General features: G+C 58.1%; 25 protein-coding genes. 9 read left to right on the top strand and 16 right to left on the bottom strand.

Annotation, left to right across the window (positions count from 1 at the left end):
• Window positions 1-2 precede the first annotated feature (2 nt).
• The gene (metE, locus tag NI40_RS21260) at window positions 3-2,264 is read right to left on the bottom strand and encodes a 5-methyltetrahydropteroyltriglutamate--homocysteine S-methyltransferase (RefSeq protein ID WP_039264250.1); all 2,262 of its coding nucleotides are present in this window, start codon (window positions 2,262-2,264) and stop codon (window positions 3-5) included.
• A 115-nt stretch (window positions 2,265-2,379) separates the two neighbouring features.
• On the opposite strand from metE, the gene metR reads away from it, so the two are divergent.
• Window positions 2,380-3,333, top strand: a complete 954-nt coding sequence (gene metR / locus NI40_RS23485; protein WP_023309616.1) for an HTH-type transcriptional regulator MetR — start codon at window positions 2,380-2,382, stop codon at window positions 3,331-3,333.
• On the opposite strand, the gene NI40_RS21275 is transcribed toward metR, so the two are convergent.
• The 3 genes from NI40_RS21275 to pldB all read right to left on the bottom strand — a co-directional run bounded on the left by NI40_RS21275 (window position 3,221) and on the right by pldB (window position 6,027).
• The gene (locus tag NI40_RS21275; RefSeq protein ID WP_039264251.1) at window positions 3,221-4,120 is read right to left on the bottom strand and encodes a carboxylate/amino acid/amine transporter; all 900 of its coding nucleotides are present in this window, start codon (window positions 4,118-4,120) and stop codon (window positions 3,221-3,223) included. The genes metR and NI40_RS21275 overlap by 113 nt on opposite strands.
• Before the next feature lie 82 nt (window positions 4,121-4,202).
• Window positions 4,203-5,003 (bottom strand): sugar/pyridoxal phosphate phosphatase YigL, encoded by an 801-nt coding sequence (gene yigL, locus NI40_RS21280; protein ID WP_029741831.1) that lies wholly within the window; start codon window positions 5,001-5,003, stop codon window positions 4,203-4,205.
• Between the two features lie 31 nt (window positions 5,004-5,034).
• Window positions 5,035-6,027, bottom strand: coding sequence for a lysophospholipase L2 (gene pldB / locus NI40_RS21285; protein ID WP_032662837.1), 993 nt, complete (start codon window positions 6,025-6,027; stop codon window positions 5,035-5,037).
• Window positions 6,028-6,137: 110 nt separating this feature from the next.
• On the opposite strand from pldB, the gene rhtB reads away from it, so the two are divergent.
• Window positions 6,138-6,758, top strand: coding sequence for a homoserine/homoserine lactone efflux protein (gene rhtB / locus NI40_RS21290; RefSeq protein WP_008501533.1), 621 nt, complete (start codon window positions 6,138-6,140; stop codon window positions 6,756-6,758).
• Here the strand turns inward: rhtB and rhtC are convergent.
• The 3 genes from rhtC to pldA all read right to left on the bottom strand — a co-directional run bounded on the left by rhtC (window position 6,755) and on the right by pldA (window position 10,226).
• Complete coding sequence (gene rhtC, locus NI40_RS21295; RefSeq protein ID WP_039264252.1) at window positions 6,755-7,375, bottom strand: threonine export protein RhtC; 621 nt, start codon at window positions 7,373-7,375, stop codon at window positions 6,755-6,757. The genes rhtB and rhtC overlap by 4 nt on opposite strands.
• A gap of 61 nt (window positions 7,376-7,436) precedes the next feature.
• Window positions 7,437-9,266 carry an ATP-dependent DNA helicase RecQ gene (recQ, locus tag NI40_RS21300; protein ID WP_029741834.1) on the bottom strand — a complete coding sequence of 610 codons (1,830 nt, stop codon included), beginning with the start codon at window positions 9,264-9,266 and terminating at the stop codon, window positions 7,437-7,439.
• A gap of 90 nt (window positions 9,267-9,356) precedes the next feature.
• Window positions 9,357-10,226 (bottom strand): phospholipase A, encoded by an 870-nt coding sequence (gene pldA, locus NI40_RS21305; protein WP_023333803.1) that lies wholly within the window; start codon window positions 10,224-10,226, stop codon window positions 9,357-9,359.
• 163 nt (window positions 10,227-10,389) lie between these two features.
• Here pldA and yigI point away from each other — a divergent pair, with 163 nt between their 5' ends.
• Together yigI and rarD are read left to right on the top strand one after the other, a co-directional pair.
• A complete protein-coding gene (gene yigI / locus NI40_RS21310) occupies window positions 10,390-10,857 on the top strand; it encodes an acyl-CoA thioesterase YigI (RefSeq protein ID WP_008501538.1) in 468 nt (155 codons plus the stop codon).
• Between the two features lie 51 nt (window positions 10,858-10,908).
• The gene (gene rarD / locus NI40_RS21315) at window positions 10,909-11,805 is read left to right on the top strand and encodes an EamA family transporter RarD (RefSeq protein ID WP_023309622.1); all 897 of its coding nucleotides are present in this window, start codon (window positions 10,909-10,911) and stop codon (window positions 11,803-11,805) included.
• An 83-nt stretch (window positions 11,806-11,888) separates the two neighbouring features.
• Here rarD and corA read toward each other — a convergent pair whose 3' ends face one another.
• From corA to lptM, 8 genes are all read right to left on the bottom strand, one after another.
• Window positions 11,889-12,839, bottom strand: coding sequence for a magnesium/cobalt transporter CorA (gene corA / locus NI40_RS21320; protein WP_008501540.1), 951 nt, complete (start codon window positions 12,837-12,839; stop codon window positions 11,889-11,891).
• Between the two features lie 151 nt (window positions 12,840-12,990).
• On the bottom strand, window positions 12,991-13,047 hold the full coding sequence (gene ysgD, locus NI40_RS24235) for a YsgD/CorL family protein (protein ID WP_212743980.1): 57 nt from the start codon (window positions 13,045-13,047) through the stop codon (window positions 12,991-12,993).
• 149 nt (window positions 13,048-13,196) lie between these two features.
• Window positions 13,197-15,359, bottom strand: a complete 2,163-nt coding sequence (gene uvrD, locus NI40_RS21325) for a DNA helicase II (RefSeq protein ID WP_033146899.1) — start codon at window positions 15,357-15,359, stop codon at window positions 13,197-13,199.
• 107 nt (window positions 15,360-15,466) lie between these two features.
• A complete protein-coding gene (gene yigB, locus NI40_RS21330) occupies window positions 15,467-16,183 on the bottom strand; it encodes a 5-amino-6-(5-phospho-D-ribitylamino)uracil phosphatase YigB (RefSeq protein WP_033146900.1) in 717 nt (238 codons plus the stop codon).
• A complete protein-coding gene (gene xerC / locus NI40_RS21335; RefSeq protein WP_033146901.1) occupies window positions 16,183-17,085 on the bottom strand; it encodes a tyrosine recombinase XerC in 903 nt (300 codons plus the stop codon). Before xerC ends, yigB begins: the two co-directional genes overlap by 1 nt.
• Complete coding sequence (locus tag NI40_RS21340) at window positions 17,082-17,789, bottom strand: DUF484 domain-containing protein (protein WP_023309626.1); 708 nt, start codon at window positions 17,787-17,789, stop codon at window positions 17,082-17,084. The genes xerC and NI40_RS21340 overlap by 4 nt, the downstream gene beginning before the upstream one ends.
• On the bottom strand, window positions 17,786-18,610 hold the full coding sequence (gene dapF / locus NI40_RS21345; RefSeq protein WP_008501545.1) for a diaminopimelate epimerase: 825 nt from the start codon (window positions 18,608-18,610) through the stop codon (window positions 17,786-17,788). Before dapF ends, NI40_RS21340 begins: the two co-directional genes overlap by 4 nt.
• Before the next feature lie 35 nt (window positions 18,611-18,645).
• A complete protein-coding gene (lptM, locus tag NI40_RS21350) occupies window positions 18,646-18,849 on the bottom strand; it encodes an LPS translocon maturation chaperone LptM (protein ID WP_014885650.1) in 204 nt (67 codons plus the stop codon).
• A gap of 135 nt (window positions 18,850-18,984) precedes the next feature.
• On the opposite strand from lptM, the gene cyaY reads away from it, so the two are divergent.
• Window positions 18,985-19,305, top strand: a complete 321-nt coding sequence (gene cyaY, locus NI40_RS21355; protein WP_023333807.1) for an iron donor protein CyaY — start codon at window positions 18,985-18,987, stop codon at window positions 19,303-19,305.
• Window positions 19,306-19,400: 95 nt separating this feature from the next.
• Here the strand turns inward: cyaY and cyaA are convergent, their stop codons facing one another.
• On the bottom strand, window positions 19,401-21,944 hold the full coding sequence (cyaA, locus tag NI40_RS21360) for a class I adenylate cyclase (protein WP_023309629.1): 2,544 nt from the start codon (window positions 21,942-21,944) through the stop codon (window positions 19,401-19,403).
• Window positions 21,945-22,294: 350 nt separating this feature from the next.
• Here cyaA and hemC point away from each other — a divergent pair, with 350 nt between their 5' ends.
• Genes hemC through hemY form a run of 4 tightly spaced genes read left to right on the top strand, consistent with a single transcriptional unit; the run spans window position 22,295 to window position 26,392 of the window.
• Window positions 22,295-23,236: a hydroxymethylbilane synthase gene (gene hemC, locus NI40_RS21365; protein ID WP_033146903.1), complete on the top strand. Its 942-nt coding sequence runs from the start codon at window positions 22,295-22,297 to the stop codon at window positions 23,234-23,236.
• Window positions 23,233-23,973: a uroporphyrinogen-III synthase gene (hemD, locus tag NI40_RS21370; protein ID WP_039264254.1), complete on the top strand. Its 741-nt coding sequence runs from the start codon at window positions 23,233-23,235 to the stop codon at window positions 23,971-23,973. The genes hemC and hemD overlap by 4 nt, the downstream gene beginning before the upstream one ends.
• A gap of 20 nt (window positions 23,974-23,993) precedes the next feature.
• Window positions 23,994-25,190: a uroporphyrinogen-III C-methyltransferase gene (gene hemX, locus NI40_RS21375; RefSeq protein WP_033146905.1), complete on the top strand. Its 1,197-nt coding sequence runs from the start codon at window positions 23,994-23,996 to the stop codon at window positions 25,188-25,190.
• Between the two features lie 2 nt (window positions 25,191-25,192).
• On the top strand, window positions 25,193-26,392 hold the full coding sequence (gene hemY / locus NI40_RS21380; protein WP_039264255.1) for a protoheme IX biogenesis protein HemY: 1,200 nt from the start codon (window positions 25,193-25,195) through the stop codon (window positions 26,390-26,392).
• Window positions 26,393-26,420 lie beyond the last annotated feature (28 nt).

Consider the following 26,420-nt stretch of genomic DNA (forward strand, 5'->3'; position numbering starts at 1 on the left):
CATCAAGCCTGACGCAGGTTCTGCGCCGCCTTCACCATGTTCGCCAGCGCCGCGCGCGTCTCCGGCCAGCCGCGGGTTTTCAGTCCGCAGTCCGGGTTCACCCACAGGCGCTCTGCCGGAATGCGCTGGGCCGCTTTTTTCAGCAGGGCTTCAATCCACTCCACGCTCGGCACGTTCGGGGAGTGAATGTCGTACACGCCCGGCCCGATTTCATTCGGGTAGTCGAACTCTTCAAACGACTCCAGCAGCTCCATGTCTGAACGCGAGGTCTCGATGGTGATCACGTCGGCATCGAGCGCGGCAATCGAATCCATGATGTCGTTGAATTCGCAGTAACACATGTGGGTGTGGATCTGGGTATCGTCCTTCGCCACCGCGGCGTTGATGCGGAACGCCTCCACGCCCCACTGCAGGTAGGCATCCCAGTCGCTGCGGCGCAGCGGCAAGCCTTCGCGCAGGGCCGGTTCGTCAATCTGAATAATGCCAATGCCTGCCGCTTCCAGATCCGCCACCTCATCACGCAGCGCCAGGGCGATCTGTTTGGCGATGGTTTCACGAGTCACGTCTTCACGCGGGAACGACCAGCAGAGAATGGTCACCGGACCGGTGAGCATCCCTTTTACCGGCTTATCGGTCAGGGACTGGGCATACTTCGCCCACTCCACGGTGATCGCTTCCGGGCGGCTGACGTCACCGATAACCACCGGCGGCTTCACGCAGCGTGAGCCGTAGCTCTGCACCCAGCCGTTCTGGGTAAAGACAAAGCCGTCCAGGTGCTCACCAAAATATTCCACCATGTCGTTACGCTCGGCCTCGCCGTGCACCAGCACGTCCAGCCCCAGGCGTTCCTGCTCGATAATCGCCTGCTTGATGTGTTCCGCGATGCCGGTGCGATAGTGATTCGCATCCAGATTGCCCTTCTTGAAGTCCAGACGCAGGCCGCGGATCTCCGTAGTCTGAGGGAAAGAGCCAATTGTGGTGGTCGGCCACGCGGGCAGATTAAAGCGGGCGCGCTGCGCTTCGGCGCGCACCTCGTAAGGGCTCTGCCGCTGGCTGTCCTGAGCGGTGATGGCCGCCAGGCGTTTTTCCACCGCCGGGTTGTGCACGCGCGCCGAGTGACGACGCGCCTGGATCGGGGCGCTCCATTCGGTAATCGCCGCCGTTTCGCCGCTGTTCAGCGCGTCGCGCAGCAGCGTCAGCTCTTCACATTTTTGCAGGGCGAAGGCAAACCAGCTTTTCACCTCGGCATCCAGACGGGTCTCCACGTTCAGATCGATCGGGCTGTGCAGCAGCGAACAGGACGAGGCCACCCACAGCTCACGTTTGCCGACGATGTCTTTGATTTGCGCGTATTTCTCGGTGAGATCGGCGCGCCAGACGTTACGGCCGTTGATCAGCCCGGCAGAGAGCAGCCAGTCCGCTGGCAAACGCTTGTGCAGCTCCGCCACATCATCTTTACCGTGTACGAGGTCAACGTGCAGGCCCTGGACCGGCAGCGCGGTAATGGTCTTCAGGTTCGGCGTCACGCCTTCAAAATAGGTCGTCAGCAGGAGTTTTACCTGACCGGTGAGCGCGTCATATGCCGGTTTGAAGGCATCCAGCCAATCCTGCGGCAGCTCAAGCACCAGCGCCGGTTCGTCGATTTGCACCCACTGAATGCCGCGTTTGCCCAGCTCACTCAGCACCTGTTTGTAGACCGGCAGAATATCCTTCAGCAGGCTGAGTCGGTCAAACGGCTCGCCCTTTACTTTGCCCAGCCACAGGTACGTTACCGGCCCGAGCAGCACCGGCTTCACCTGGTGGCCCAGCGCCAGCGCTTCATCCACTTCGTCCAGAAGCTGCGTCCAGGCCAGCCTGAACTGTTGGCCTTTGACGAACTCCGGCACCATATAGTGATAGTTGGTGTTAAACCACTTGGTCATTTCCGCCGCTGCCGCTGGCTCACCCGTCGGCGCGCGGCCACGGCCGATGCGGAACAGGGTATCGATATCTACCGATCCATCTTTGTTCTGATGACGAGCCGGCACGTTGCCAAGCAGCAGGCTGGTCGTCAGAACATGGTCGTACCAGGCGAAATCGCCCACCGGCAGCAGGTCAATGCCCGCCTGTTTTTGCTGATCCCAGTGGCGGGCGCGCAGCTCGCGTCCTACCGCCAGCAGTTCTTCGCGGGTGGCATTACCCGCCCAGTAGCTTTCTTGTGCTTTTTTCAGCTCGCGACGCAGGCCGACGCGAGGGAAACCGAGAGTGTGATTGCGGATTGTCATGGTGTGCCCCTTGTGAAATTCGTTATTTAGACGTCCAGATGTTTACACTTCTATAATTGGCAGGTACTGTATATTCCTCAAGCGCAATATGTTCATGGCGAAGTGAAGGACTTTCATGATCGAGATTAAACACCTGAAAACGCTACAAGCGTTGCGGAACTGCGGTTCGCTCGCGGCGGCTGCGGCCACGCTGCACCAGACCCAGTCTGCCCTTTCTCACCAGTTCAGCGATCTGGAACAACGCCTCGGCTTTCGTCTTTTTGTGCGTAAGAGCCAGCCGCTACGCTTTACGCCGCAGGGTGAAATTCTTCTTCAGCTGGCGAATCAGGTACTGCCGCAAATCGCGAGCGCGCTGCAGGCGTGTAACGAACCGCAGCAGACCAAACTGCGCATCGCCATTGAGTGCCACAGCTGTATTCAGTGGCTGACCCCCGCGCTTGAAAACTTCCGCCAGAAGTGGCCGCAGGTGGAGATGGACTTCAAATCCGGTGTGACCTTTGACCCGCAGCCGTCGCTGCAGCAGGGCGAGCTGGATCTGGTCATGACCTCTGATATCCTGCCGCGCAGCGGCCTGCACTATTCGCCGATGTTTGATTATGAAGTGCGCCTGGTGCTGGCGCCGGATCACCCGCTGGCCGCCAAAACGCGCATCACGCCGGAAGACCTGGCGACAGAGACGCTGCTGATTTATCCGGTGCAGCGCAGCCGCCTGGATATCTGGCGCCACTTCCTGCAGCCGGCAGGCATTAGCCCGCAGCTGAAAAGCGTGGATAACACCCTACTGCTGATTCAGATGGTGGCGGCCAGAATGGGTATCGCGGCGCTGCCGCACTGGGTGGTGGAGAGTTTTGAACGCCAGGGTCTGGTGCAGACCAAAACCCTGGGTGAAGGACTGTGGAGCCGGCTGTACGCTGCCGTGCGCGATGGCGAGCAGCGTCAGCCGATTACGGAGGCGTTTATTCGCTCAGCGCGGAACCACGCGTGCGACCATCTTCCGTTTGTGCGGAGCGCGGAGCGACCCATCGGCGATGGACCCACAGCGAAGCCAGGATCACCGCTCCCCCAATAATAAAGCTCGGCCAGTGCGGCTGTTGCTGCCAGATGGCGAGGTTGACCAGCAGCCCTGCCGGGACATGCACGTTATTCATGATCCCCAGCGTACCGGCGTCTACCTGCGTAGCGCCGTAGTTCCACATGAAGTATCCCAGCCCTGACGCCACTACGCCCAGCCAGACCAGAACGCCCCACTGCACGGCGGTGGTCGGCAGTTTTTGCGGGTTGCCGAGCATAAACCACGCCGCCACCGCGACAATCGCGGCGCCCATATAGAACCAGGCAAACGCGTTATGCTGCGGCATCGGACGGGTTTCCATCAGGCGTTTGTAGCCCACCATGCCGATGGCGAAGCTGATGTTGGCGAGCTGGACGAACATCAGTCCGGTCCAGAAGTGATCGCTGACTTTGTCATAGCGAATAATCGCCGCACCGATCACCGCCAGCGCGGCGCTCAGCAGGTATCCCCAGCGCAGACGGCGTCTGCTGAGCAGGTCGTAAATCAGCGTGATATAGAGCGGCGTCAGCACGGTAAAGAGCAGGAATTCAGAGACGGACAGGTAGACGTAGGCCCGGAAGCTGAACAAATACATGATGCCGAGCTGCATCGCCCCCACCAGCATATACAGCACAATCGTTTTCAGCGATTGCCCGCGCGCGCGCAGAAACGGCAGGAACACCAGCGCCGCCAGCCCCACGCGCATCAGCACCGAGAAGTAGCTGTCGACCGAACCGGCAAGGTATTCGCCAATCAGGCTAAAGGAGAAGGCCCACAGGATAGTGGTGATAATGAGTAGCGCCACAATGCTTGTCTCTCAGAAAGAAGGAGAGGCATTGTAGCGAACTCTTTAGTTGACAACTGAGCAATAAACAACCGAATGAAGATTATTCAAGGAACAGTTTGCGCAGATACTTCGGTACCGCGTTGTCAGCGTTAGAACCAATCACTTCCAGCTCAGGGTGCAGATCCTTCAGACGCTGGTGCGCGTTCTGCATGATGCAGCCCTTGCCCGCCATCGAAAGCATCTCGGCGTCGTTCATGCCGTCACCGAAGGCGATACAGTCTTTCAGCCCGAAGCCCAGACGTTTCGCAACGGCTTCCAGCGCGTGACCTTTAGAGACGCCTCCCGCCATTACTTCCAGACAGGTCAGGGTTGAGAAGCTCACGTTGACGCGATCGCCCCAGCGGGCGTTGATCGCCTGTTCCAGCGGGAGCAGCTCTTCGTGGCTGTCACAGGTGAAGAACACCTTGCTGATCCCTTCCGGCTCCAGCAGGCCCGGTTCGTAGAGGGAGTAGTTGAATACCGCTTCCTTGAAGAAACGCATTTCATCCGGGCGATGGCGGTTCATAAACCAGTCATCGTCGCGGTAAACGTTAGTGACGATAGCCGGGTTGTTATGCACCACGCCGAACAGATCGGCGGCAATATCGCGATCCAGGTTGTGGGTAAAGATCAGGTTGCCGTCGGTATCATGCACGCGCGCACCGTTGGAGGTGATCATGTACGATTTGATCTCAAGATTATCGCGGATCTGCCCCACGTCCACGTGGTGGCGGCCGGTGGCGAACACAAAGTTCACGCCACGGGCAGTCAGGAGTTTTAAGGTCTCTTTCGCGTAAGGCGACAGGGTGTGGTCGGGGGAAAGCAGCGTGCCATCTAAATCAGATGCAACAACCTGGTACATAGGGATTTCAACCTCTGGTGGAAAACAAGAATCAATTATGCCTGTTGAAAAATTCAACAATGGCGTTAAGCGCGACTGAGCGCATAGCGTCCTTTTCAAAAAGGATCTCATGGAACGCGCCGTTAATGACCAGCGGTTTACCCCCTTCACAAGGGTGACCGGCTGCAGCGCGCAGTTCACAATAGCGGTCATGCATGCGGTTATCCACCACACGCTCTTCTTCCGCCTGGATCAGAAGCGTCGGCGTGTCATCATCGCCTACGCCCGCCAGCACCTGCTCACCGGCCAGAATCCCCTCCCGCACCCAGTGCCAGGTCGGTCCGCCGACGCGCAAGCGCGGTTCATCGGCATAAAAGCGCAGGTTGCGGCGATAACGCTGCCGGCTGTGGGTTAAGACGTTGATGGCGAACGGCAGCGCGCGCCAGCGTCCTGTGCCAATGGCGTAACCTTCACGAATGCGCTGATGGCCCTCAGCCCAGTCAAGAAGATGGCGCACCATCCAGTCAGGAAAACGGATCACGATACCGTACATCGGCGCGGTGAGCGCAATGGCGTCGCACTGGTGCGCGTAACGCTGCAAAAACAGCGTCGAAATGGCGCCGCCCATGGAGTGCGCAAGAATATACCGCTTGCGCCAGGGGCCAGGCTGAACGTCCTGCTGCCAGAACGCGGCAAAATCGTCGACGTAATCGCTGAAGCGATCGACGTGCCCACGGTGCGTGTCCGGCAGCATACGTCCGGACAGCCCCTGTCCACGATGGTCGATGATCAGGACATCGAACCCCATATGGACCAGGTCATAGGCCAGCTCGGCATATTTAACGTAGCTTTCAATACGCCCAGGGCAGACCACTATCACCCGGTCATTTTTTTCATTTCGGAAACGAACGAAACGCACCGGGACGCCCCCGACGCCCGTAAACTCATCTTCCTCACGCTGCCGCCAGAAATCGGTCAGCGGCCCCATAGAGAAAGCAGCAAAAGCGTTTTCTCGTGTTTCCCAGTCCTTTTTCTGCTGAAACATTGGGTTTCCACTCACGTAATCCAGGGAATATCGTTTTTTTCGTCACCGGTCACAAAATGACTCAATAATAGCGTATTGTGGCATAAAAATAGACGGTTCGGGAGTTTCAAATGACCTTCGAATGGTGGTTCGCCTACCTGCTGACATCCATTATCCTCAGCCTTTCTCCGGGTTCGGGGGCTATTAACACCATGACCACCTCCATCAACCACGGCTACCGCGGTGCGGCGGCGTCGATTGCCGGTTTGCAGACCGGGCTGGGCATTCATATTGTGCTGGTCGGGATCGGTCTGGGGACCCTGTTCTCCCGCTCCGTGCTGGCCTTTGAGGTGCTGAAATGGGCCGGGGCAGCGTATTTGATTTGGCTCGGCATCCAGCAGTGGCGCGCGGCAGGCTCCATCAACCTGAATACGCTCGCTCAGACGCAAAACCGCGGCCATCTGTTTAAGCGCGCGGTGTTCGTCAACCTGACCAACCCGAAGAGCATCGTTTTCCTCGCCGCGCTGTTCCCACAGTTTATCGTTCCGCATCAGCCCCAGGTGATGCAGTACGTGGTGCTGGGCGCGACCACCATTATCGTCGATATCATCGTGATGATTGGTTACGCGACGCTGGCGCAGCGAATTGCGGCGTGGATTAAAGGGCCTAAGCAGATGAAGGCCCTGAATAAAGTCTTTGGCTCGCTGTTTATGCTGGTTGGCGCGCTGCTTGCGTCAGCGCGTCACGCTTAGCGAGAAATGATGAGATGAATGCCGAAGCCGGCGAACAGCGCGCCGGCGAAGCCGTCAATCCACTTCGCGATACGCTGGTAGCCGCGGCGCATTGCCGGTAAGGCGAACAGGCTGGCTACGATGGTAAACCAGGCAAAGGTTTCAACGACGATCAGCAGGAAGATGCCCCAGCGTGCGCCCGCGCCGACGCTATTGCCTACAAACAGCGAGAACACCGAGCCGAAATAGATAATCGCTTTCGGGTTCGCCAGATTGGTCAGCAGCCCTTTTACAAAGCTGCGGCCGCCCGTTGCCAGCTCGACCTTCGGCTCTTGCGGTTTTTTCTCTTCTTTCTTCAGCGCCCCGCGCAGCATCTGGTAGCCCATCCAGCACAGGTACAGCCCGCCGCCGACCATAATGATGTTATGCAGCCAGGCCATCTTCGTCAGGATAAGGTTCAGACCGAGCAGCGCAACGGCCGCCCAGACCATAACGCCCATGGTGATACCGAGCACGCCCATCATCGCCTCTTTGCGGGAGCGACTGACGGCCGTTTGTGATACGAAGAAAAAGTCCGGGCCGGGGCTCATCAGCGCAACGATGTGCACTAACGCCACGGTGAGAAATAGCATTAACATAATTAGCTCGCGGGGAAATAATTTAGTGAGTCATCATCCTGGCACTTTTTCGCCCGGCTGACTACTCCTCATCATCACCGTCGGCGTGAGAGCGGATGAGCGCCATAAACTCTTTACCGAAGCGCTCCAGCTTGCGCGTTCCCACGCCGTTGACGCTGAGCATTTCGCTGGCGCTGAGCGGCATCTGCTCGGCCATCTCAATCAGCGTCGCGTCGTTGAACACCACGTAAGGCGGGATGTTTTCTTCGTCGGCGATGGCCTTACGCAGCTTGCGCAGTTTGGCGAACAGCTTGCGGTCGTAGTTGCCGCCGTAGGATTTCTGCATCACGCGTGGCTTCAGGGCGATGACGCGCGGCACGGCGAGCTTGAGTTCAACGTCACCACGCAGAACGGGGCGAGCCGCCTCGGTCAGCTGCAGGGCGGAGTGCTGGGCAATGTTCTGCGTGGCGAAGCCGAGGTGGATCAGCTGGCGAATGATACTCACCCAGTGTTCGTGGCTCTGCTCCTTGCCAATACCGTAGACGGGCAGCTTGTCGTGGCCCATATCGCGGATACGCTGGTTATTGGCGCCGCGCAGCACCTCCACCACGTAGCCCATCCCGAAGCGTTGATTCACACGGTAAATGGTCGAGAGCGCTTTACGCGCGTCCATCAGGCCATCGTACTGTTTCGGCGGATCGAGGCAGATATCGCAGTTGCCGCACGGCTCCTGGCGCCCTTCACCAAAGTAGTTGAGCAGAACCAGACGACGGCAGGTTTGCGCTTCGGCAAACGCGCCCATCGCGTTGAGCTTGTGGCGCTCGATATCCTGCAGCTGTCCCTGCGGCTTCTCTTCCAGACAGCGGCGCAGCCACGCCATATCGGCCGGATCGTAAAACAGCATCGCTTCCGCAGGCAGACCGTCACGCCCGGCGCGGCCGGTTTCCTGATAGTAGGATTCGATATTGCGCGGGATGTCGAAGTGCACCACAAAGCGCACGTTGGGCTTGTTGATTCCCATCCCAAACGCCACCGTTGCGACCACGATCTGCAGGTCATCGCGCTGGAATTTCTCCTGCACGTCGGCGCGGATGTGGTTCTCTAATCCGGCGTGATAGGCGGCGGCGCTAAAGCCGCGGTTTTGCAGACGCGCGGCGGTGTCTTCCACCTTCGCACGGCTGTTACAGTAGATGATGCCGGACTTGCCGCGCTGCTCCTGGACGTAGCGCAGGAGCTGATCCAGCGGCTTGAATTTTTCCATCAGCATATAGCGGATGTTAGGGCGGTCGAAGCTGCTGACCTGAATATAGGGGTCGTTCAGCCCGAGCAGACGAACGATGTCCAGACGGGTGGTGTCATCCGCCGTGGCGGTAAGCGCCATAAACGGCAGCTCGGGGAAGCGCTGACGCAGCTGGCCGAGGGCCGCGTATTCCGGGCGGAAATCGTGTCCCCACTGGGAAATACAGTGCGCTTCGTCCACCGCCAGCAGGACCGGGTTCCAGTGCGCCAGGTGGTCGAGGAAGTTATCCAGCATCAGGCGTTCCGGCGCGATATACAGCAGGCGGATCTGCCCGGTACGACAACCGGCCATCACCTCTTGCTGCTGCTCCCGGGTTTGGGTCGAGTTGAGACAGGCCGCCGCCACGCCGTTGGCGAGCAGCTGGTCAACCTGGTCTTTCATCAGAGAAATAAGGGGGGATACCACGACCGTCAGGCCGTTAAGCACCAGCGCGGGCACCTGATAACAAAGGGACTTGCCGCCACCGGTCGGCATCACCACCAGGCAATCACGACCTTCCAGCACCGTTTCAATGATGGTTTCCTGGCCGGGGCGGAACTGCTGGTAGCCAAAGGTTTCATGCAAAACCTGTTTAGCCAGCGACTCCTGATTCAATACTTCCGCCTGCGCCACGTTAACCCCATATGCCAGAAATGAAACAGGCGCTATTTTCAGCGCCTGAGAGAGAAACTTCAACGTTTAACGCAAAAACATTCGAACAGCCTAGAGAATATCGTTCAGCATCACGCCCACGCCGACGCGGGTCTGGTTGAAGTTGTAATCGATAAGCGACTCGCCGTAACCGCTGTACACCTGAGTATAGATGCGGACATGCTTCGTCATTGGATAGCTTAAGCCCACTTCCGCACCGCCGTAGCCGGTGTTCCAGTTGTACTGGCCTTTGGCGCTGAGCACGGCATCACCCAACTGATAGCCGACTTTGAGCTGGTAGTAGCCCATATATTTGGTGATATCCGGGTTGTCATCGGTTTCGCCCACCACATACCACGGCTTCACTTCCACCATCCAGTTACCGTTCTGCGCCATCAGACGCGTATAGGCACGGTTCCAGCTGCGCGAGGTAGGATCAGAGCGACCGTTGGAATCGTGGTTAAAGCCCACTTCGACGTCACGCAGCGTCCAGCCCGCAAACTCATAATCCGTTGCAAAACCGAGGAACAGCTGCGGCTCATAGTTGGTTTCACGGAACGGCGAGGACTCTCCGCTGTTAGAGAGCTGCCACCAGGATTTCTGCGTGTAAGACGCCCCGAGCACCGAGTTCGGCCCCAGAATACCGCGCCAGAACGGGAACGCGAGGCTGAGCTGGAACTTCACCTCATCTTTACGCGCATTATCAGACCAGTTATAGGAGCTTATCGCCTCTTTGTTAAGATCGCTGGTCTGGGTGTAAATCACATAGTTGGTGTCATACGGATAGAGCGTGAACGGATTGTCATGCTCCTGAAGAAGGTTCGCGATAATACTACCGTGAACGGCAGGTTTATCATGCACCTCTTTGATCGTTGCTTCCTGCGCATATGCTGTGAGGGGCAGCGCAACCGCCGCCAGTAACCAGGCCAGATACGTCCGCATCGGTGGTGTTCTCCTGCAAAAGAGTAAAATTAGCTGAATAGTTATGTGGCGAACATTCTACAGACTTCTGCGACAACTGCTGCATCCTCGTTTCTGAAAGTGGAATTCCTTGTTGCTGAGGCATAAAATCAACATTTCGTTAACAATAAGGATGTGATGCCTCATGTCAGCCATGCTTACCGCCGAAGAAGTGTTAAAACTCGTGGGCGAGATTTTTGTTTACCATATGCCGTTTAACCGCGCGCTGGGACTGGAGCTGGAGCGTTACGAGAAAGATTTTGCCCAGCTGAGCTTTAACAACCAGCCGATGATGGTGGGTAACTGGGCGCAAAGTATTTTGCACGGCGGCGTGATTGCCTCCGCGCTGGACGTGGCGGCAGGTCTGGTCTGCGTGGGCAGCACGCTGACCCGCCATGACACCATCAACGAAGACGAACTCCGCCAGCGTCTGGCGCGCATGGGCACCATTGATTTGCGCGTCGACTATCTTCGCCCGGGGCGCGGAAATCGCTTTACCTGTACCAGCAGCCTGCTGCGCGCGGGAAATAAAGTTGCCGTGGCGCGCGTTGAATTACACAACGAAGAGCAGGTGTATATCGCCAGCGCAACCGCCACTTATATGGTGGGTTGAGGCGGCAAAATCGGGTAAAATTAATTCACTTTTTTGTAACGGATTTTCCCGATGGATGCTAAACAGACGCGGCAGGGCGTTTTACTCGCCCTTGCCGCTTATTTTATTTGGGGTATCGCCCCGGCGTATTTCAAGCTTATCGCCTACGTTCCGGCCGATGAGATCCTGACTCACCGCGTTATCTGGTCATTCTTCTTTATGATTGCGCTGATGAGCCTCAGCCGTCAGTGGTCGGGCGTCAAAACGCTGCTGCAAACCCCGAAAAAGATTTTCCTGCTGGCGCTCTCCGCGGTGCTGATTGGCGGCAACTGGCTGCTGTTTATCTGGGCGGTGAATAACCATCACATGCTCGAAGCGAGCCTGGGGTACTTCATTAACCCGCTGGTGAATATCGTGCTGGGGATGATTTTCCTCGGTGAGCGCTTCCGCCGGATGCAGTGGGTGGCGGTGATTCTGGCCTTCTGCGGCGTACTGGTGCAGCTCTGGACCTTCGGCTCGCTGCCGATTATTGCCCTCGGCCTGGCGTTCAGCTTTGCGTTCTACGGCCTGGTGCGTAAGAAGATTGCGGTGGAAGCGCAGACGGGGATGCTGTTTGAAACCCTGTGGCTGCTGCCCGTGGCGGCGATTTATCTCTTCGGCATCGCCGACAGCGCCACCAGTCATATGGGCAGCAACCCGTGGTCGCTGAACCTGATGCTGATGGCGGCGGGCGTGGTGACCACCATTCCACTGCTGTGCTTCACCGGTGCCGCGACGCGTCTGCGTCTCTCCACGCTGGGCTTCTTCCAGTACATTGGCCCGACGCTGATGTTCCTGTTGGCGGTGGTGTTCTACGGTGAGGTGCCGGGGGCGGATAAGATGGTGACGTTCGCCTTTATCTGGGTGGCGCTGGCAATCTTTGTTGCGGATGCGATTTATACCCAGCGCAGGGTGCGCAAAGGGTTGTGATGTTGCCCTCACCCTAACCCTCTCCCACAGGGAGAGGGAATTCGATCGTAGGGCGGGTAAGCGCAGCGCCACCCGCCAGATTTTTACAGCCAGTTACGACGCTTAAAGTACAGATACGGTGCCAGCCCCGCGAGGATCATGAAGATAATCGCCCCCGGGTAGCCAAAGCTCCACTTCAGCTCCGGCATAAACTCAAAGTTCATCCCGTAGCTGGACGCCACCAGCGTCGGCGGCAGGAACACCACGGACACCACCGAGAAGATCTTGATGATGCGGTTCTGCTCGATGTTGATAAAGCCCATCGCCGCCTGCATCAGGAAGTTCACCTTCTGAAACAGGGATTCGTTGTGCGGCAGCAGGGATTCGATATCGCGTAAGATCTCCCGCGCCTGCTCCAGCTGACCGCCCGGCAGACGCGCCTTGCGCACCAGGAAGTTCAGCGCGCGCTGCGTATCCATCAGACACAAGCGCACCTTCCAGCCGATATCTTCCAGCTCCGCCAGCGTGGAGAGCGCTTCGTCGTATTCATCGCCCTGATGGCCTTCCATGATCACGCGGCTCAGCTTTTCCAGATCGCTGTAGATGTTTTCAATTTCGTCCGCCAGCTGTTCAATTTTGGTCTCGAACAGATCGAGCAGCAGCTCGTAAGCGTTACCGTCCACCATTGCCTGGCTGCGGGCGCGCATGCGGTAGAGACGGAATGCCGGCAGCTCGCGCTCGCGCAGGGTAAACAGACGGCCGTCGCGAATGGTAAACGCCACGGTGGAGTTACCCGCGTGGTCTTCCGCATCTTCAAAGAAGAAGAAGGAGTGAATATGCAGACCGTCTTCGTCTTCAAAAAAACGCGCGGATGCTTCGATGTCTTCCAGTTCCGGGCGGGTTGCCAGGCTTTGCCCCAGTTCAGATTGTACGCGAAGGCGTTCATCGTCGTCCGGCTCGACCAGATCCACCCATACGGCATCAATGAGGGGCTGTGACTCTTCGGCTTCAAGCCGAGTCAGTCGGTTATTTTCGAGTTGAAATGCGCTCAACATGACCGGGACTCCCAATGCAAAAAATATCGGACAGTTCGGTGGGCACACAGAAACAAATTGGGTTTCAGACCATTAAACAGCCTGACTCAGCGCGACGGGAATAATGCAGGTCGCTGACAACCACTAAGGCCATCAGCAAGAGGAGATAGCCTTAGGAGTTGTTCCTGGATGACAGGGAATTGAGCCAGTATCTACTGGGTGTGTCCAAGGCGAATGTCCTCTTAGCGTAATCGTGCGCGCATGTTACGCCAGCTATAACTATGGCGTCAACACGCAACGGAACGCTGAAGGGCATTAATTGACCTTCGCTGTATAAGGCTAGCAGATTATTACAAAATAATGATATTTTTCTGAATGTTAGACTGTTTCCAGCTTCGCATAGGCCGCCACCAGCCATTTGATCCCCTGCCCCTGGAACGCCACCTGCAGGCGGCTGTGCTCGCCGCTGCCTTCCAGATTCACAATAGTGCCTTCGCCAAACTTCGAATGGCGCACGCGCTGGCCCAGCTTGTAGCCGGTGTCGGTTTCCGCAATCGGCGAGCCCATGCGCTGATGGCTGACCGGACGGCTGATGCTCGCCCGCAGACGCACCTCTTCCACGCACTCTTCCGGCAGCTCGCCGATGAAGCGCGACGGACGGTGATAAACCTCTTTACCGTACAGGCGGCGGGTTTCGGCGTAGGTTAGCGTCAGCTTTTGCATCGCGCGCGTCACGCCCACGTAGGCCAGACGACGCTCCTCTTCCAGACGTCCGCCTTCATCCAGCGACATCTGGCTCGGGAACATCCCCTCTTCCATCCCGACAATAAACACCTGCGGGAACTCCAGGCCTTTGGCGGAGTGCAGGGTCATCAGCTGAACCGCATCCTGCCAGGTGTCCGCCTGCCCTTCACCCGCTTCCAGCGCGGCGTGGGAGAGGAACGCCTGCAGCGGCATCAGATCTTCGTCTTCTTCGTTGTAGCTGAACTGGCGCGTTGCCGTGACCAGTTCCTCTAAGTTCTCAATACGGGTCTGGCCCTTCTCGCCTTTCTCCTGCTCGTACATGGTTCGCAGGCCGGAGTCTTTAATCACCCGGTCGGTCTGCACGTGCAGCGGCATGTCGGCGGTTTCCTGCGCCAGGGCGTCAATCAGCTCAAGGAAGCGCTGTAATGCGCTGGCGGCACGTCCGGCAAGCGCTTTTTCCTGCAGCAGCTCGCGGCACGCCTGCCACAGCGTCAGCTGGCGATCGCGCGAGGCCTGACGCACAACGTCCAGCGTGCGGTCGCCAATCCCGCGGGTCGGCGTATTGACCACGCGTTCAAACGCCGCGTCGTCGTTACGGTTCGCAATGAGGCGCAGATACGACAGCGCATCTTTGATTTCCTGACGTTCGAAGAAGCGCATACCGCCATAAATGCGGTACGGCATGCTCACCTGCAGCAGCGCCTCTTCCAGCACGCGCGACTGGGCGTTGCTGCGGTAGAGAATGGCGCACTGCTCCAGCGCGCCGCCGTTGTCCTGCCAGGTTTTGATGCGGTTCACCACGAAGCGGGCTTCGTCGAGCTCGTTGAAGGCGCAGTAAATCGAAATCGGTTCACCGTCGACGCCGTCGGTCCACAGCTTTTTACCCAGACGCCCGTTGTTGTTTTCAATCAGGGCGTTGGCCGCGCTCAGGATGTTGCTGGTTGAACGGTAGTTCTGCTCCAGACGAATGGTTTCCGCGCCGGGGAAATCGTTGAGGAAGCGCTGGATATTTTCTACCTGCGCCCCGCGCCAGCCGTAGATCGACTGGTCATCATCGCCCACGATCATCACCTTGCCGGTATCACCGGCCAGCAGGCGGATCCACGCGTACTGGATGTTGTTGGTATCCTGGAACTCGTCCACCAGGATATTGGTGAAGCGTTCACGGTAGTGCTGCAGGATGTGCGGTTTGTTCAGCCACAGCTCGTGAGCGCGCAGCAGCAGCTCGGCAAAATCCACCAGGCCAGCGCGATCGCACGCTTCCTGGTAGGCCTTGTAAACGTTCTGCCAGGTCTGCTCGACCGGGTTGCCGAAGCTCTGAATGTGGTGCGGGCGCAGCCCTTCGTCCTTCTGGCCGTTGATGTACCACATCGCCTGACGCGGCGGCCACTGCTTCTCGTCGAGGTTCATCGCCTTGATCAGGCGCTTCAGCAAGCGGAGCTGGTCTTCGCTGTCGAGGATCTGGAAATCCTGCGGCAGGTTGGCGTCCATATGGTGCGCGCGCAGCAGGCGGTGCGCCAGGCCGTGGAAGGTGCCAACCCACATGCCGCCCTGGCTCGTGCCCATCAGCTGAGCGATACGGTGGCGCATCTCTGCTGCCGCCTTGTTGGTAAACGTCACCGCCATGATGGAGTACGGGGAGCAGTTCTCCACGCTCTGCAGCCAGGCGATACGGTGAACCAGCACGCGCGTCTTACCACTGCCCGCCCCAGCCAGCACCAGCATGTTGGTGCGTGAGGCGGCAACCGCATCACGCTGTTTGTCATTAAGGCTGTCGAGCAGGTAAGAAACGTCCATTGGCACCGTCACATAGTATTCAGGAACACAGCGAAGCGCCCGGTGGCGCTTCGCTTACCGGGCCTACAACTGCAAACCCCTGGTAATTTATACAATATTACTGGTGATTATATCAGCGTCGTGAGGGATGCCAACCGTGAAATTTCCACGTGCGGCAGAAGACGGCTGTCGGTTGCGGTCATCAGCTCCGCATTTTCCGGCTTGATCCAGCAGGCCTGCATCCCGCAGCGAATAGCACCGGCCACGTCCGTGGTCAGGTCATCCCCCACGTGCAGAATGTTACCCAGCGGCAGGTTAAGCTTATCCGCCGCCAGATGGTACATATCATTAAACGGCTTCGCTCGCCCGTGCGGGCCCGCGCGCAGCACAAATTCAAAGTAATCGCTGAGGCCAAACAGCTCGGGCTGGGCATTGCCGTTGGTGATGGCCACCAGCGGCCACTTTTCGGCAAGCTTCGCCAGCGTGTCGTGAGTCTCCTGCGGCACGTCGATACGGCTGCGCCATTTGGCAAAGTTTTCCATGGCCGCTTCGGCACCGATGGCCGCGTCCTGCGCGCTCAGGCCAGCATTGAGCATCGCCTGCTCGACCGCACGACGACGCCATTCGGTCACGTCGTGGTAAATGTCCGGCTCGGTTTCCCGCAGGGACTGACGAAGCTTCTGAAAGTCCTTGTTCTGTATCGCTTTCAGCGCGGGATGGTAGTTCTGCACAAACGCCAGCGACTCCTGCTCGGTACGCAGGATCACCTCGCGGTTGTCGTAAAGGGTGTCATCAAGGTCAAACGTCAGGGCTGAGATCTGACCAAGTGGGCGGTAAAAACGCATTATTTCCCCCGTTTGGCGCGTGGATGCGCCGCGTCATACACCGAGGCAAGGTGTTGGAAGTCTAAGTGGGTATAAATTTGTGTGGTCGACAGATTCGCGTGGCCAAGCAGTTCCTGCACGCCGCGCAGATCGCCGCTCGACTCAAGCATGTGTGTCGCAAAGGAGTGGCGCAGCTTGTGCGGGTGAACGTGGCTGTTCAGCCCCTGCTTAATGCCCCACTCCGCAAAGCGCTTCTGGACGTTACGCGCCGAGATCCGTTTGCCGAGCTTCGACAGGAACAGCGCATCCTCTTCGCTGCCAAACAGCCCGCGCAGGTCAAGCCAGTGCTCAATCCAGGAAACCGCATTGCGGCCAATCGGCAGGCGGCGCTCTTTGCTGCCCTTACCCATTACCCACACTTCACCGGACTCCAGATCGAGGTGTTTGATATCAAGATTAACCAGCTCGGACAGACGCAGCCCGGCACCGTACATCACCTCCAGCATCGCGCGGTCGCGCACGGCGAGCGGATCGTTAAGGTCGATATCCAGCAGGCGGTTTACGTCGTCGACGTCGATATTTTTAGGCAGATGGCGCGGCGCTTTCGGCGTGGCGATCCCCTTTGCCGGGTTGGCTTTTAAGCCCCCCTGGCTGACCAGCCAGTCGAAGAAACTGCGAAGCGCTGAGAGCCTGAGCGCCAGGCTCGCCGGGCTGAGATTTTTTTTACGGCTACGCACGACGAACCCGCGTACCGTCGCAGCGTCACATTGTTGCCAGCTTTTCAGACCGATTTCGTCGGCGATCTGCATGATGGCATCAAGCTGACGCTGGTAGTTGAGCAGGGTAATGGGGCTAAGCTGACGCTCCACGCCCAGATAGCGCAGAAAGCGCGAGACGTCAGTGGCGAGCAGTCCGTCCATCATACGCGCTCAATCCAGCGCTCCAGCAGCTCGGGCAGCATCAGGGCGATCTCCTGCAGCAGGTGCGTGGCTTGCCCCTGCTCATAGTGATGCGCATCGCGGCTGGTAAATAACATGACTCCCAGATCGCCATCGCGCCCCATCAGCGACATCGCCACCGAGCCAATCGCTTTGGCTTCCGGTAACACCACCAGTAGCTCAGGCCCGTTCAGCGGCCCCAGATAGTGGTGCTCATGGCCCAGACGCTGAATGCGCAGCGGTTCAAACGCCTGACGGCTGAGCGCCAGATGGGTGAACCCCGACGGTGCGCCAATGCGCCAACGGTCAGGGAAAAGACGAATCGTTGCGCCCGCCAGCCCCAGCTCGCGAGCCCAGCGGTGGAAGCGGCTGAGGAACTCGTCAAGACTGTGCGCCGACGCCAGACGCGCCTGCAGGTGCAGCAGACGATAGAACAGGCTTTCGTTGGTGCTGGCCTGCTCCATCAGCAGCGTCATATTCTCTTCAAGCTGATTGATGTGGTTGCGCGAGCGCGCCATGTGCCATTCGACCAGCGACACGGTTCCGCGAACCGGATGCGGCACGCGCATCTCTTCGACGACGCGTGCATTGCGAATAAAAAACTCAGGATTGCGCAGCAGATAATCAACAACAGCTCTGTCGTCCAGTTCCGTCACTGTTTCCTGCAGTTCTTCCCCTGGTTGTTTCATAGATGGATAAACCCGTCATAGACATGTGCCGCCGGGCCAGTCATATACAGTGGATGACCCGGTCCTTTCCAGGCGATATCAAGCCGACCGCCCGGTAACTCCACGCGAACCTCTTCTGCCAGTAACCCCTGAGAGATGCCCACGGCCACCGCAGCACAGGCACCGCTTCCGCAGGCCTGCGTCTCGCCCGCGCCGCGCTCGTAAACCCGCAGGCGAATGTGCTCGCGCTTCACCACCTGCATAAAGCCGATGTTCGCGCGCTCCGGGAAACGTTCGTGGCTTTCAAGCACCGGGCCGAGCGTTTCGACCGCGGCGGTTTCCACATCATCAACCTGAATCACGCAGTGTGGGTTACCCATTGAGACGACGCCGCACAATACTGTCTGCTCGGCCGCACGCATAATATAGGTCTTTTCCGCTTTGTTTGCGCGAAACGGCACGACGGAGGGCTCGAAGTTAGGCTCGCCCATGTTCACGCGCACCAGCTCATCATCGGTGACGCTGAGCACCATGCGGCCATTGGCCGTGCTGACGCGAATATCACGCTTGTTGGTCAGCCCTTTCAGGCGGACAAAGCGGGCAAAACAGCGCGCGCCGTTGCCGCACTGGTTAACTTCGCTGCCGTCCGCGTTAAAAATACGGTAGTGGAAATCGAGGTCGGGATCGTACGGTGGCTCGACCACCAGCAGCTGATCGAACCCCACGCCCAGATGCCGATCCGCCAGGCGACGGATCAGTTCCGGGGAGAAAAACACATTCTGCGTTACCGCGTCGACGACCATAAAATCGTTGCCAAGGCCATGCATTTTAGAGAACTGCATCATTTGCTCCATTGCGCGGGTACAGAACGTTGTCGTCAGAGATTAACCTGAGTCGGACCACCGTTGTCGCCACGATCGTTAGTATTTGGCGTGGTGGACTCAATGCCGCTTTGCACGGGTTTCGTCGGCGGCGGCGCGGTTTTATCCGCAGGTGGGAAGTACAGTGGTCCCTTCAGTCCGCAGCCAGTCAGGCTAAACAGCGTGATGAGAACGGCAAGCGTTCGGAAAGCGTTTTTCATTATAAAGTTGCCCGTAAGTTCAAATCTGTTTCTATCATCGCAGGAGAAGACACAAAAGCAAGAGTTTGCCGCTTTCCTGCAACGGGAATTATTTAGGGTTATACTGCCGGCATCACGAAAAACAGGAACAAAACCATGAACGACAGTGAATTCCATCGCCTTGCCGACAACCTGTGGATGACCATCGAAGAGCGTCTTGACGACTGGGACGGCGACAGCGATATCGATTGTGAAATCAACGGCGGCATTCTGACCCTGAGCTTCGAAAATGGCAGCAAAATTATTATTAACCGCCAGGAGCCGCTTCACCAGGTGTGGCTGGCCGCGAAACAGGGCGGCTATCATTTCGATCTGAAGGACGGGGAATGGGTTTGCGACCGTAGCGGCGTACCGTTCTGGGATCTGCTGGAACAGGCGGCGACCGCGCAGGCGGGTGAGGCTGTGAGTTTCAGGTAGTTTTGTTGCCGGGTGGCGCTGCGCTTACCCGGCCTACGGGTTCGAACTGTTGTAGGCCCGGTAAGGCGTAGCCGCCACCGGGCGAGCGAAAAGGCTCAGGAGAAATACTGCTGCAACAGCGGCGCGGTGTCCTGATTGGCAGGCGCGGCTGGCGTTACGGCCTGTGTACGGAACGGGATCACCTGCGTACGTCCGTCGACGTTCACAATCTGGTAGAACTGCGGCAGGTTAAAGTTGATAAAGCTTGAGCCGTAGGTGAAACGGTCATGCGAAGAGGAGTAGAAGCGGCTGACGTCGCGCACCAGCTCCTCTTTACTGCCTTCACAGTGGTGATACACCTCGGCGCGGTTGGTTTCATCCAGAATGTAGATGTTGAACCCGGCATCGTCGCCCGACTCTTCAAAGAAGAACTGAATAATCCCTTCGCTGGCGAATCCGTCCACCACCTGCGGGAGCTTAACGTGGTTGGTTTCCACCTGCACCGACAGGCCATGCAGCTTGTTGTGTGAAATCGCGCCGTAGAACTCGATGGCGTTTTCCAGCTTCTGTACCGACACGTTCAGACGTTCGAAGAACAGGCCCCAGGTCTGACCGGAGACGCGCAGCGCTTTAAAACGCCCGGTTTCCTGACGGGTGCTGGACAGACGCAGTTCGATACACTCAGAAACCAGCTGCTGCACGCGGGTACGAATTAAACCGCGCAGGTGCTGGCTGTAGCAGAACACCTCAACGCTGTCCGGCGGTGCGGCATCCTGGTGCATCTTGCCGAGAATCGTTTTCAGCGCTTCGATCATCGCCTGCTCGCCGTTGAAATGCAGGGTACGCACTTCGTTCCACGAGTTGCGGTACAGCAGATCCACGCTGCCCACCAGGCAGTTTTGCTGCTCGCCAAAGCTGAAAACGTCCAGCTTGCGGAAGTCAAAGTGAACCACCTGATTGCGGAAGGCCGCCGTCGGGTCGTATTCCAGGTTGACGATAATCGCCAGATGGCGAATTTCGCACGGGCTGTAGAGCGCTTTCGGCGTTGGGGCAGGCAGACGCAGCGGGAAGTGGTGCGACACATCCGCGACCATCTCCTGCAGCTTAGCGAGATCTACCACCTCGTTGCCTTTGATAAACAGGCGCGTGCGCGAGGTCAGCAGGCCGTTAAACCAGGCCCAGGCCACCAGCTTGTTCAGGTAGCGGTTATACTCCAGCGGCTGATGGCTGATGATTGAGTCCATGCTTGGCGCACGGTTATACAGATACCACCCGGTGCGGTTTGCGCGGCCCGGCGGCACATAGATAAAGGTCAGATTCGGTTCTGACAGGTCTGGCGAAATCTGCGGATTAACCAGGGTGACTTTGCCCGGCAGCGCTTCAAACGCGGCGTACAGCTTACGGGTCAATACCCCGATGTCCTGCGGGCTGGCGGAAACGCTGAGGTTGTTACGGCGCGCAAAGCGGATCAGGTTACGGTAGCTTTGCATCATCGCATCGAGCAGTTCGTTGTGCGCTTCACGCACCTGATCGATTTTCCAGTTGGCCCGGTTGTCGAGCATGGACAGACGCGCTTCGTCCCATCCCCACTCTTTCACTAACTGACTGACCACTTCACGACGCCAGCCCACGCAGGCGCGCTCGCGGCTCAATTTCTCACAGACTTTGAGATAGAAACATCGACGCACCAGGTCAAGACGCGTGGTGTCATCAATGGCTTTCAGGTATTCGGTCACGCGCTCCAGCATCATGCAGTAAGCGTCCAGCCCGAAGGAGACGATCTCCCCGTCGTGCAGACGCTGCTTGATATCTTTCGCCAGCAGGCGCGGCGTAGGGTATTCCCAGGAATAGGCTTCCAGCAGCAGCGTTTTCAGCACCGCTTTGTACGGTGAGTCGATACTTTTATAGAGCTGCCAGAGGCTTGCGCCAAAGTACTCTTCGGCTGACAGAGAGCTGAGGCCGCCGAGGTCCAGCCATTCGTTTGGCGTCAGTACGCCCTGCGCGTAAAGCGACATGACGTAGTCATCGTAATGCTCTTCTTCTTCGCACGGGACCATATTCCACAGAATACGCTTCCCGGCCAGACGCACAGCAGTACGGTAAAATTCATCCAGCAGTAAGATGTGCTGGGTCGAGCCGCAGTCCTCACCACCCAGACTGCCGCTTTCATTATGGCGGAAACGGTTTTCATCAATCAGGAAGAAGCTTACTTCCACGCCGAGCGAGGCCGCCCAGCTCTCCAGCAGGCTGCACTTGCGTTGCAGCAGCTGACGCTCGTCGTTATCGAGCCAGGACTGATGGCAGACCCAGATGTCCAGGTCCGAAGAACAGCTTTGCCCTACCGATGAGGTGCTCCCCATAGAGTAAACGCCGGTAATCGGCAGTTCACCTTTTGGAGACTCCTGTGGCGGCATGCCGCGGTAGAGTTCCAGCTCGTTCAGGTAATGCTGTTGGGTTTCATCAGGCGTGAAAAGGCAAATGCCCTGGGGAACGTTACCGTCAAGGTAGCCAGGCATCAGCGGATGGTGATAGTGCAATAATGTCGGCAGCAGACTGTATACCTGCTGGAAAGCAGGGCCCATGGCAGCAAGCGCGCGATCCACACGCAGTTGATTAATGGCATCCAGTCTCTGTTTCAGAGTCTCAATATAGAGGTACAAGACGTATCGCCTGATGTTTCCGGGTGTCGCAAGCTATTCAAAACACGAATAACAGCGGACCCGCAGTATTTCAAAAAGATAACCGTTACCCTTTTTCGCCCTTATCATTTTTGGTGGTAGCGACGAAAAAATGGTCTAAAACGTGATCAATTTAACACCTTGCCGGTTGACCGTAAAGAAAGATGCGCTACATACAAGTGTAGCACCGTTCTGTACGTGTAAATTCCTGAATACGGCTATGGCTGACGAATACGCCGCCTTGTCCCTCTCACGCTTCATCAACCGTAAAACTGCCATCCCAGAGTCAACAATGTTAGGATGGTTAGCGATTGATAATGACGGTAACAAGCATGTTAGACAATGTTTTGAGAATTGCCACACGCCAAAGCCCCCTCGCGCTCTGGCAGGCACATTATGTGAAGCAGCGCCTTGAAGCCTGCCACAGTGGATTGCGCGTCGAGCTGGTGCCGATGGTCACGCGCGGTGACGTGATCCTCGATACGCCCCTGGCGAAAGTGGGCGGCAAAGGCCTGTTTGTCAAAGAACTGGAACTGGCATTGCTTGAGAACCGCGCCGATATCGCCGTACATTCAATGAAAGACGTGCCTGTCGAGTTCCCGGAAGGGCTGGGGCTGGTGACCATCTGCGAGCGTGAAGATCCGCGCGATGCGTTTGTCTCTAACCACTATGACTCGCTCGACGCGCTGCCGGAGGGTAGCGTGGTTGGCACGTCCAGTTTACGCCGTCAGTGTCAGCTGGCAGAGCGCCGTCCTGACCTGATCATTCGCTCGCTGCGCGGTAACGTCGGAACGCGTCTGGGCAAGCTGGATAACGGCGATTACGATGCCATTATCCTCGCCGTTGCCGGCCTCAAGCGTCTGGGGCTGGAGTCGCGCATTCGCGTGGCGTTGCCGCCAGAGCTGTCGCTTCCGGCCGTGGGCCAGGGTGCCGTAGGCATCGAGTGCCGTCTGGACGATGCGCGTACCCGCGAACTGCTCGCACCGCTGAACCATGACGAGACCGCTATCCGCGTCAAAGCCGAGCGTGCGATGAATACCCGCCTCGAAGGAGGATGTCAGGTACCGATTGGCAGCTATGCTGAATTAACAGAAGGTGAGCTGTGGCTGCGCGCGCTGGTGGGCGCTCCGGACGGTTCCCAGATGGTACGCGGCGAACGTCGCGGTAAAGCGCAAGATGCTGAGCAGCTTGGCGTGTCGCTGGCGGAAGAACTGCTGGATAACGGCGCCCGCGAGATTCTGGCTGACGTTTATAATGGAGAGCCCCCTGCATGAGTATTCTTGTCACCCGCCCTTCTCCCGCAGGAGAGCAGTTAGTGAGCCGTCTGCGCACACTGGGGCAGGTGGCCTGGAGTTTTCCGCTCATTGAATTCTCCCCCGGTCGGGAGCTCTCCGCGCTCGCCGACCAGATGAATACCCTTCAGGAAGGCGACCTGCTGTTTGCGCTGTCGCAACATGCCGTGGAATTTGCCCACGCGCAGCTGCAACAGCAGGGTTTAGCCTGGACAGCCGCCCCCCGCTATTTCGCGATTGGCCGCACAACGGCACTGGCGCTGCATACCGTAAGCAGCGCGGACGTTCGTTACCCGTTAGATCGGGAAATCAGCGAAGTCTTGCTACAATTACCTGAATTACAAACTATTGCCGGAAAGCGTGCGCTCATTTTGCGCGGCAACGGTGGTCGCGAACTGCTGGGCGAAACGCTGCGTGAACGCGGTGCAGACGTAACGTTCGTTGAGTGCTATCAGCGCTGTGCAAAACACTACGATGGCGCGGAAGAGGCGATGCGCTGGCACGCGCGCGGCATTAATACGCTGGTGGTCACCAGCGGTGAAATGTTACAACAGCTTTGGTCGCTGATACCGCTTTGGTATCGCGAAAACTGGTTACTCCGCTGTCGGCTTCTGGTCGTCAGTGAGCGTCTGGCGAACCAGGCCCGGGAACTGGGCTGGCAGGATATTCGGATCGCTGATAACGCCGACAACGATGCGCTGCTGCGCGCATTACAATAACTCTCAAATGGGAAGCCATAATGACGGAACACGACAAATCCTCCGCCGTGGTTGAAGAGACCAGGGAGACTGTGGAGACGACGCCACAGCCAGAGACGACTGAGAAAACCGCTGAGAAGAAAAACGGCAGCAACAAAACGAGCCTCGCGCTGAGCGCGATTGCCATCGCCATTGCGCTGGCAGCAGGGGTTGGCCTGTACGGCCTGGTGAAGCAACAGGGTGCTAACCAGACGTCCACCAGCGATGCGCTGGTGAATCAGCTCACTGCCCTGCAAAAAGCGCAGGAGACGCAGAAAACCGAGCTGGAAACGGTGATTAAGCAGCAGGCCGCCGCGCTTGCCGAGGCGAACAGCAAACAGGAAGAGCTGGCTAAACAGCTGGGCGACGTGCAGCAGAAAGTCGCCACGATTTCCGGTACCGATGCCAAAACCTGGCTGCTCTCGCAGGCTGACTTCCTGGTGAAGCTCGCCGGACGTAAGCTCTGGAGCGATCAGGACGTCACCACTGCCGCCGCGCTGCTGAAAAGCGCCGATGCGAGCCTGGCAGACATGAACGACCCGAGCCTTATCACCGCGCGACGCGCGATCACCGAGGACATCGCCAGCCTCTCCGCCGTCTCGCAGGTGGATTACGACGGCATTATCCTCAAGGTGAACCAGCTGTCGAATCAGATTGATAACCTGCAGCTGGCGGATAACAACGACGACGATTCCCCGATGGATTCCGACGGTACCGAGCTTTCCAGCTCCCTGAGCGAATGGCGCATAAACCTGCAGAAAAGCTGGCAGAACTTTATGGACAGCTTCATCACTATCCGCCGTCGCGACGAAACCGCCGTGCCGCTGCTGGCGCCGAACCAGGATATCTATCTGCGCGAGAACATTCGTTCCCGCCTGCTGGTGGCGGCTCAGGCCGTGCCGCGTCATCAGGAAGAGACATACAAACAGGCGCTGGATAACGTCTCGACGTGGGTACGCGCCTACTACAACACCGATGATGCGACGACCACAGCCTTCCTCGAAGACATTGATAAGCTGAGCCAGCAGAACATCACCATGAACGTGCCGGATAAGCTGGCCAGCCAGCCGATTCTGGAGAAACTGATGCAGACGCGCGTACGTAACCTGCTGGCGCAGCCGGGCGTACCGGCAGAGCCGACGGACGGAGCGGCACCTGCTCCGGCTCCGGCGCCTGAAAGCGCACCACAAGGAGAGTAATGATGCTAAAAGTTCTCTTACTCTTCATCCTGCTGATCGCCGGGATCGTGCTGGGACCTATGCTTGCGGGTCATCAGGGTTACGTCCTGATCCAGACGGATAACTACAACATTGAAACCAGCGTAACCGGCCTGACGATCATTCTGATCCTCGGCGTGGTGGTGCTGTTTGCGATCGAGTGGATCCTGCGCCGTATTTTCCGCACCGGTGCCCACACGCGCGGCTGGTTCGTTGGTCGTAAACGCCGCCGCGCCCGCAAGCAGACCGAACAGGCGCTGCTTAAGCTTGCCGAGGGTGACTATCAGCAGGTTGAAAAGCTGATGTCGAAAAACGCCGACCATGCCGAACAGCCGGTAGTGAATTATCTGCTCGCTGCCGAAGCGGCGCAGCAGCGCGGTGACGAAGCCCGCGCCAATCAGCATCTGGAGCGGGCGGCAGAGCTGGCTCACGGCGACCCGATTCCTGTAGAAATCACGCGCGTTCGCCTGCAGCTGGCGCGCAATGAAAATCACGCGGCGCGTCACGGTATCGATCGCCTGCTGGAAGTTGCGCCACGTCATCCGGAAGTGCTGCGTCTTGCCGAGCAGGCGTATATTCGTACCGGCGCCTGGGGCTCGCTGCTGGACATCATTCCGTCGATGGCGAAGGCCGAGGTGGGCGACGATGAACATCGTGATGAGCTTCAGCGTCTGGCATGGATTGGCCTGATGGATCAGGCGCGCGCCGACCTGGGCAGCGACGGTCTGAAAACGTGGTGGAAGAATCAGAGCCGTAAGACGCGCCAGCAGGTTCCTCTGCAGGTCGCCATGGCGGAACATCTTATTGAATGTGACGATCATGACACGGCTCAGGAGATCCTCCTCGATGGCCTGAAGCGCCAGTATGACGATCGTCTGGTGATGGTGATCCCGCGTCTGAAAACCAATAATCCTGAGCAAATCGAAAAAGTGCTGCGTCAGCAGATTAAAACCGTCGGTGACCGCCCGCTGCTGTGGAGCACGCTCGGTCAGTCGCTGATGAAGCACGGAGAATGGCAGGAGGCGAGCCTCGCCTTCCGCGCGGCGCTGAAGCAGCGTCCGGACGCGTTTGATTACGCGTGGCTTGCCGATACGCTGGACAAGCAGCACAAGCCAGAAGAGGCAGCCGCCATGCGGCGTGACGGATTGCTGTTAACGCTGCAAAATAACGGTGCGCAGCAGTAAATAAAAAGGAGGCCAGAGGGTCTCCTTT

This window comes from Enterobacter sp. E20, assembly GCF_000801755.2.
Lineage (GTDB): Bacteria > Pseudomonadota > Gammaproteobacteria > Enterobacterales > Enterobacteriaceae > Enterobacter > Enterobacter asburiae_B.